Here is a 1,645-nt window from a genome sequence, read left to right as displayed (position 1 = left end):
AAACTGAAGATGATGATTCTACATTTCCTTAGAAAGGAGGTGATCCATCCCCACCTTCCGGTAGGGATACCTTGTTACGACTTAACCCCAATCATCGATCCTACCTTAGACGGCTCCCTCTTCTAACGAAGTTAGGCGACCGCTTTCGGGTATTATCAACTTTCGTGGTTTGACGGGCGGTGTGTACAAACCCCGAGAACGTATTCACCGCGACATGCTGATTCGCGATTACTAGCGATTCCAACTTCATGAAGTCGAGTTGCAGACTTCAATCCGAACTGAGACTGTTTTTTTGAGATTGGCCATAAACTCACGTTACAGCTACTCTTTGTAACAGCCATTGTATCACGTTTGTAGCCCAGATCATAAGGGGCATGATGATTTGACGTAATCCTCACCTTCCTCCAATTTTTCATTGGCAGTCTCGCTAAAGTACTCACCATTACGTGGTCGCAACTAACGACAAGGGTTGCGCTCGTTTTAGGACTTAACCTAACATCTCACGACACGAGCTGACGACAACCATGCACCACCTGTAATTCTGATAACCTTCATTATATTTCTATAATGTCGCAAAATTATGTCAAGACCTGGTAAGGTTTTTCGTGTATCTTCGAATTAAACAACATGATCCACCGCTTGTGCGGGGTCCCGTCAATTCCTTTAAGTTTCATACTTGCGTACGTACTACTCAGGCGGAGTACTTAATGTGTTAACTTCAGTACCGAGTCGAAACCCGACACTTAGTACTCATCGTTTACGGCGTGGACTACCAGGGTATCTAATCCTGTTTGCTCCCCACGCTTTCGTGCCTCAGCGTCAGTTAAGACCCAGCAAGCCGCCTACGCCTCTGGTGTTCCTCCATATATTTACGCATTTTACCGCTACACATGGAATTCCGCTTGCCTCTATCTAACTCTAGTCAGACAGTTTCTATAGCGCTACAGCGTTAAGCACTGCATTTAAACTATAGACTTATCAAACCGCCTACGCACCCTTTACGCCCAATAATTCCGGATAACGCTCGCCCCTTATGTATTACCGCGGCTGCTGGCACATAATTAGCCGGGGCTTATTCATTGAATAATGTCAAGATAGTTTTTCCACTATTTTTTCTTTTTCAATAAAAGAACTTTACATACCGAAGTACTTCATTGTTCACGCGGCGTCGCTCGGTCAGAGTTTCCTCCATTGCCAAAAATTCCTTACTGCTGCCTCCCGTAGGAGTTTGGGCCGTGTCTCAGTCCCAATGTGGCTGTTCGACCTCTCAGTCCAGCTACACATCATCGTCTTGGTAAGCTTTTACCTTACCAACTAACTAATGTGGCGCAAGCCCCTCTTTAAGTATACCTTTCGAAAAAGGTCTTTTAAAAATTAAAAGATGCCTCTTAATTTCCTATCCTGTCTTAGCAACTGTTTCCAATTGTTATCCACGTCTTAAAGGCAGGTTGCTTACGTGTTACTCACCCGTTCGCCACTAAAACCCTAAGGTTTCCGTTCGACTTGCATGTATTAGGCGCGCCGCCAGCGACATGCTGATTCGCGATTACTAGCGATTCCAACTTCATGAAGTCGAGTTGCAGACTTCAATCCGAACTGAGACTGTTTTTTTGAGATTGGCCATAAACTCACGTTACAGCTACTC

1 rRNA gene is annotated in these 1,645 nt (G+C 45.0%); it reads right to left on the bottom strand.

The features are described from left to right. Positions 1-32 precede the first annotated feature (32 nt). Positions 33-1,558, bottom strand: a 16S ribosomal RNA gene (locus D3222_RS24475). Positions 1,559-1,645 lie beyond the last annotated feature (87 nt).

The organism is Photorhabdus sp. CRCIA-P01 (genome assembly GCF_003545805.1).
Lineage (GTDB): Bacteria > Pseudomonadota > Gammaproteobacteria > Enterobacterales > Enterobacteriaceae > Photorhabdus > Photorhabdus antumapuensis.
This window is presented reverse-complemented; position numbering and strand designations above follow the sequence as displayed.